Here is a 1,993-nt window from a genome sequence, read left to right on the forward strand (position 1 = left end):
TTCAATCGCCGCACCGCAACCACACCTGGCAGGGGGATTGCCACCATACGCTGTACCTCCCCGACCCCGAAGACCCCGGTCGCAAGCGCCAGGCCTATCCCGAGTTCGACAGTGTCTGGGCACACGAGATGGTATACAAAAATGAAAGGGCCAGCATGATGAGTTTTGGGTCTCCCAAGAGGGGGCGATTCTTCGGGAATGGCATAGATACACGTCCGGTATGGTGATACTTGCATAGGGCGGGAGGCATGCCGTATAATATAGATATGTACATACGGACCACCACCAGAACCAACAAAGACGGTTCAGTCGTGCGGTATCTCCAGCTGGCGCACAATGAGTGGGACTCCGAGGCCGGGCGTTCCCGTGTGCGTGTGCTGTTTAACCTCGGTCGCGAGGAGAAAGTGGACAAAGAGGGGCTTAGGCGCCTGGTGAAGAGCATTTCCCGGTTCCTGAGCCCCGAAGAGGCGGCTCGATCTCAAGTCGAAGGCGTTGACGGTCTCAGGTTCATTTCAAGTAAACCTATGGGCGGGGCATGGTTTTTGGATTGCGTCTGGCGCCAGTTAGGGATCGACCGTGTGCTGGGTAGACTGCTCAAAGCTCGTGAGTTCCAGGCTCCCGTGGAGCGAGCGATATTCGCCATGGTGGCTAACAGGGCTCTTTCGCCGATGAGCAAGTTGGCCATTGAGGACTGGGTGGAAGAAGAAGTCTTGATTCCGGGGCTTACTGAGGTGGCGGCGCACCAGCTGTACAGGGCTATGGACTTCCTTCTGCTGGCGAGCGAGGAGTTGCAGAAGGAGGTCTTTTTCAATGTGGCTGACCTGTTGAACCTGGAGGTTGACCTGCTGTACTTCGATACGACGTCGACGTACTTTGAGGTTGAAGAAGAGGACGAAGAGAAGGACGGACTGAGGCGGCGCGGTCACTCCAAGGATCATAGGCCGGACCTTCCCCAGGCTGTGATAGGGCTTGCGGTGACGAGGACTGGGATTCCGGTGAGATGCTGGGTGTGGCCTGGGAACACGGCGGACATGTCCGTAATCAAGCAGGTGAAGGATGATCTGGTTGGCTGGAGGCTTGGCCGTGTGATAACTGTGGTCGACAGGGGATTTTCCAGCGAGGAGAATCTCCGCTACCTGCAGCGCGCCGGGGGTCACTACATTGCCGGTGAGCGCTTGAGGACGGCTAAGGGAGCAACTGATGTAGTGAGCAGGGCTGGGCGGTACAAGGTAGTGAAGGAGAACATGCAGGTCAAGGAGATCATCATGGGCGACGGTGAGGCGAGGAAGCGTTACATTCTCGTGTATAACCCCGAAGAAGCGGAACGGGACAAGGCCAATCGCGAGCGGGCGTTGTCAAGGATCAGGGAAGAACTGGACCGGATCGGGGAGCTCAACGGCGCTCCTCACACGAAGGCATGCTGCCAGTTGATCGCACACGAGACGTATGGGCGCTACCTGAAGACGGACCGACTTGGGCAACCGAGGATCGACAAGGCGAAGGTGAAAGCGGAGGAGCTTCTTGACGGGAAGTACCTGCTCAGCACCTCTGACGACACTCTCTCGCCTGAAGATGTCGCCCTGGGATACAAGCAACTGCTCGAGGTGGAAGACGCCTTCCGGATGCTGAAGAGCGCGCTTGACATGCGACCTGTCTACCACCGGCTCGAGGAGCGGATACGGGCTCACGTCCTGCTCTGCTGGATGGCGCTCCTGCTGATACGGGTCGCGGAGACGAAGACCGGAAAGCTGTGGAGGTATCAGCGCCGGCATCTGGAGATGATGCACGCGATCGAGTTTGGGAGCAACGCCACACGGGTCATGCAGAGAACGGAAACGACGGCCATCCAGAAGCAATTGTTTGCGGCTGTCGGTATACAAGAACCCCCTCGCATACTGGACTTATACTCTCCCGCCAAGGCCTAACACGTAGATACACGCCCACTTTCTACCATATCCCGCCGATACTTGGCTCCGTTGCTCTTCCGGCACTG

At 57.7% G+C, this 1,993-nt stretch carries 1 protein-coding gene; it reads left to right on the forward strand.

Features of this window, described 5'->3' with window-relative positions; translation table 11 throughout:
- Positions 1-248 precede the first annotated feature (248 nt).
- Entirely contained in the window at positions 249-1,925 is a 1,677-nt protein-coding gene (locus tag NUW12_13095; protein MCR4403677.1) for an IS1634 family transposase, read from the forward strand.
- The last annotated feature ends 68 nt before the right edge of the window (positions 1,926-1,993 follow it).

The organism is Bacillota bacterium, from assembly GCA_024653485.1.
Classification (GTDB): domain Bacteria; phylum Bacillota; class SHA-98; order UBA4971; family UBA4971; genus UBA6256.